Source organism: Variovorax sp. P1_H12_2, assembly GCF_056405335.1.
On record NZ_JBFUCI010000505.1, the window covers coordinates 1 to 4,143 of the forward strand.

General features: G+C 69.0%; 4 protein-coding genes. 1 reads left to right on the plus strand and 3 read right to left on the minus strand.

The window, feature by feature from the left end; genetic code table 11:
• The 3 genes from AC1D2K_RS31145 to xdhC form a co-directional block, all read right to left on the minus strand.
• The coding region (locus tag AC1D2K_RS31145) for a glycerate kinase type-2 family protein (protein WP_478093852.1) at positions 1 to 1,063 on the minus strand (1,063 nt) is incomplete at its 3' end.
• 166 nt (positions 1,064 to 1,229) lie between these two features.
• On the minus strand, positions 1,230 to 2,435 hold the full coding sequence (locus AC1D2K_RS31150) for a urate hydroxylase PuuD (protein WP_478093854.1): 1,206 nt from the start codon (positions 2,433 to 2,435) through the stop codon (positions 1,230 to 1,232).
• Between the two features lie 206 nt (positions 2,436 to 2,641).
• Positions 2,642 to 3,454, minus strand: a complete 813-nt coding sequence (gene xdhC / locus AC1D2K_RS31155; RefSeq protein ID WP_478093856.1) for a xanthine dehydrogenase accessory protein XdhC — start codon at positions 3,452 to 3,454, stop codon at positions 2,642 to 2,644.
• 77 nt (positions 3,455 to 3,531) lie between these two features.
• On the opposite strand from xdhC, the gene AC1D2K_RS31160 reads away from it, so the two are divergent.
• A complete protein-coding gene (locus AC1D2K_RS31160) occupies positions 3,532 to 4,032 on the plus strand; it encodes a hypothetical protein (protein ID WP_478093858.1) in 501 nt (166 codons plus the stop codon).
• Positions 4,033 to 4,143 lie beyond the last annotated feature (111 nt).

The following is a 4,143-nucleotide window of genomic DNA, read 5'->3' on the forward strand; positions in this document are numbered from 1 at the left end:
CGCCCGCGCGGCCGCCGCGGCCCTTGGCCTGGCCGGGCTGCCGCGGCCGGATCGTGACCGTGGTTTCGCCGCCCGACAGGATCACGCAGGGCTTCGCGAACGGCGCCCCGCGCAGCGCCACCGCACGCGCCAGGGCGCCATGCACCTTGCCCACTTCGCGCGATTCGCCTTCCATCTCGTCGCTGAGGACGTGCGCCGCGATGCCGCCGGCACGCGCCGCGGCCGCCGCCGCGTCGAGCGATTGCTGGGGTGCCGCGATCACGTGCGTCACGTGGCCCTCGAACACCGCATCGCCGGGCTTGGGCGTCTCGAGCGCACCGCTCTCGAGCCGGGCCCGCACCGGTGCCGGCACGTCGATCCGGTAGCGGTCGAGGATCGCCAGCGCGTCGGCGCAGCTGCTCGCGTCGGGCACGGTGGGTCCGCTCGCGATCACGGCCGGATCGTCGCCCGGCACATCGCTGATGGTGAGCGTCACGACCTTCGCCGGCGCGCAGGCGGCGGCGAGCCGCCCGCCCTTGATGCGCGACAGGTGCTTGCGCACGCAGTTCATCTCGCCGATGTKGGCGCCCGATTCGAGCAGTTGGGTGTTGATGCGCTGCTTGTCGGCCAGCGTGAGCCCTTCGGCCGGCAGGGTGAGCAGCGACGAGCCGCCGCCCGAGATCAGGCACAGCACCAGGTCATCGGCCGTGAGGCCTTCGGTCAGCGCGAGGATCCGTTGCGCGGCATCCAGCCCCGCCTGGTCGGGCACCGGATGCGCGGCCTCGACCAGTTCGATCCGGGAGGCCAGCCCTGCGGGGCGCGGCGGCACATGACCGTAGCGCGTGACCACCAGACCCGACAGCGGCGCTCCCGCCGGCCACAGCGCCTCCAGCGCCTGCGCCATCGAGCCGCCGGCCTTGCCGGCGCCGAGCACCAACGTGCGCCCCTTCGGCGGCGGGGGCAGGTAGGCCCCCATGCTCGCCAGCGGCAGCGCGCGCTCGACCGCGACGCGGTAAAGATGCGCGAGGAATTCGCGGGGCGCCGAGTGCGCGTCAGGTATTTGCTGCAGCTTCGATGTGTTCATACGTCACCTTATGTCCCCGAAATTCTCTCGATCTCCGCCCGCTCGCCGCCAGGCGAGCCGGGCCCTTCGCGAAACACCGCGGAACCGGCTTTGCCGGGCCGCTGGTGTTGCCCCCGGTAGGGGGTGGGCGCCCCGACACGAAGTGCGGGGCAACCTGGGGGCGAGCCTATTCAGTTTTTGCCCCGCCTTCGAACCACTTGCCGATCAGAGCCCGTTCGGCATCCGTGATGCCGGTCGAGTTGTTCATCGGCATGATCTTGGTCACCACCGCCTGCTGGTACACCGCCTGCGCGTGCGCGGCGACCTGGTCCGGCGTGTCGAGGCGCACATTCTTCATCTGCACCTGCGCGCCATGGCACATGTAGCAGCGCTGCTCAAGCACTTTCTGCACTTCGCCGTAAGACACCTTCTTGACTGCCGCCCCGGGCGCCGGTTCCGCTGCCGGCTCAGGCTTCATCCAGACGATGGTGAGGCCCAGCACCGCGATGCCGAACAACGCGTACGGAATCGGATTGCGCGCATTGCCGAGCTTGAAGCGATGGCGCACCACGAAGAACTGCCGGATGGCCGCGCCGCCGAGCATGATCAACAGCAGCACGATCCAGTTGTACTTGTGGGTGTAGGTGAAGCTGTAGTGGTTGCTCAGCATCGCGAACAGCACCGGCAGCGTGAAGTAGGTGTTGTGCACGCTGCGCTGCTTGCCGCGCTGGCCATGCACCGGGTCGACCGGCTTCCCTTCGCGMAGCGCCTGCACGTTCTTGCGCTGGCCCGGGATGATCCAGAAGAACACGTTGCCGCTCATGGTCGTCGCCATCATCGCGCCGACCAGCAGGAAGGCCGCGCGGCCGGCGAACCACTGGCAGGCCAGCCAGGTCGCGAAGGCGATGAAGACGGCAATCAATACGCCGACGATGGTGTCGCCGTTCTTGCGCCGGCCGAACAACTGGCAGATGCCGTCGTACACCATCCAGAAGACCACGAAGAAGGCCAGCGCCACGCCGATCGCGGCGCCCGGCTGCCAGTCCATCCTGGACTTGTCGATCAGGTAGGTGCTCGCGTTCCACAGATAGGACATCGTGAACAGCGCGAAGCCCGTGAGCCAGGTCGAGTAGCTCTCCCAGTACGACCAGTGCAGGTGGTCCGGCAGCCGCTTGGGCGCCAGCGCGTACTTCTGCATGTTGTAGAAGCCGCCGCCATGCACCGCCCACTGCTCGCCGCCGACGCCCTTGTCCAAGGACTCCTGGTCTTGCGGCTTCTCCAGGCTGTTGTCCAGCATCACGAAGTAGAAGGAGGCGCCGATCCAGGCGACGGCGGTGATGACGTGGACCCAGCGCAGTAGCAGGTTGGCCCAGTCGAGGTAATAGCTTTCCATTTGCTCTCAACCTTGTCGGCGCGTGGGAGCGCCGCGGTGTTCCGGCCTGCTCACCACTGCGGGCGCTGTAAGCAGAGAAAGTGCCGCGAACGCAGACCCTGGTCGAGGTCTCGCTCCGCTGCGGCTTGTGGACTGGAGTGTATACACTTTTGCTTGCGGACTCGAAGGTTTTGCGGCACGGGGCATGCAGGAAAACCCTGAGCGCTTCATGCGGAAGGAAGCGACTGCAACAACTGTGCCGCCACGGCCACGGCGATCACCTCGGGCTCCTTGCCGCCGATGCCGGGAACGCCGATCGGGCAGGTCACGCAGGCCATCTCCTCGGCGGTGAAGCCGCGCGCCTCCAGCCGATGGCGGAAGGTCGCCCACTTCGTCTTGCTGCCGATCAGGCCGATGTAGGGCAGGTCGTCGCGCTCGCGCAGCCGCTTGAGGCAGGCGATCACGATGTCGAGGTCTTCGGCATGGCTGAAGCTCATGATCAGCACGCGCGAGCCCGGCGCGAGTTGCCCCACCGCGTGCTGCACGGGCTCGGAATGCTCGGTTTCGATCTGCGCCGGCAGTTCGGGGGGGAACACGCCGTCGCGGCTGTCGATCCAGCGCACCGCGAACGGCAGGGTCGCCAGCAGCCGTGCCAGCGCCGCGCCCACATGGCCGCCGCCGAACAGCGCCACGGGTTCCAGGTGTGCAAGCAGTTCGGCCTGGAGCGCCTGCGCATCCGCCGCCTCAATGCGGCGGTACGACAGGAACACCACCCCACCGCAGCACTGGCCCAGGCTCGGCCCCAGCGGATAGCGCCGCACGCCCTCGATGGCCGGGCCGCCGGCCAGCCAGGCCCGCGCCGCGTCGATGGCCTGGAACTCGAGCTGGCCGCCACCGATGGTGGCGGTGAGCCCATCGGCCCAGACCGCCATCCAGGTGCCGGCCTCGCGCGGCGCGGAGCCTTCGGTCGAAACGACCTGCACCAGCACTGCGCCTTCGCGCTGCAGGCGCGCGAGCAGTTCGTCGACTGCGCCGCTCATTGCGAAACCTCCATTGGATCGGCCCGACGATACCTCCGGTTGCGCGGCACCCGGCCGGGCACGGTATAAACCGGCCGATGCATTTTCAGTCCTTGCCGCGCCGCCTCGCCCTCGCGGCCACCCTCCTCGCCAGCCTTTGGCTCGCCGGCTGCAGCACCACGCCGAGCGGTGCCGTCCCGGGCCAACTCAGCAGCGCCAAGCCCGAGCCGGGCGACAACAGCCGCGGCAAGCCGCGCGCGTCCAGCGCCGCCACGGCGCGCGACTACCGCAAGGACGCCGCCCGCCACGTCTACGAGATCAACAAGGCACGCATCTACGGCGGCAAGCTGCCGCCGCTGCTCTACGCGGTCGGCACGCTGCAGGTCAACCTCGATGCCGACGGCAAGGTGCTGTCGATGCACTGGATGCGGGCACCGACGCACGCGCCCGAGGTGATCGCCGAGATCGAGCGCACCGTGCTCGTGGCCGCGCCCTACCCGGCCGCCTCGCGGCTCGGCAAGGTGACCTGGACCGACACCTGGCTGTGGGACGAAGGCGGTCATTTCCAGCTCGATACGCTCAGCGAAGGGCAGATGTAGCTCGCGGATGTAGCTCGCCCCCAGGTTGCCCGGCACTTCGTGTCCGGGCGCCCACCCCCTGCCGGGGGCAACACCAGCGGCCCGGCGAAGCCGGTTCCGCGGTGTTTCACC

Coding starts and splice junctions, on each gene's coding strand:
- xdhC (WP_478093856.1), bottom strand. CDS start 3,454: ATGAGCGGCGCAGTCGACGAACTGCTCGCGCGCCTGCAGCGCGAAGGC.
- AC1D2K_RS31160 (WP_478093858.1), top strand. CDS start 3,532: ATGCATTTTCAGTCCTTGCCGCGCCGCCTCGCCCTCGCGGCCACCCTC.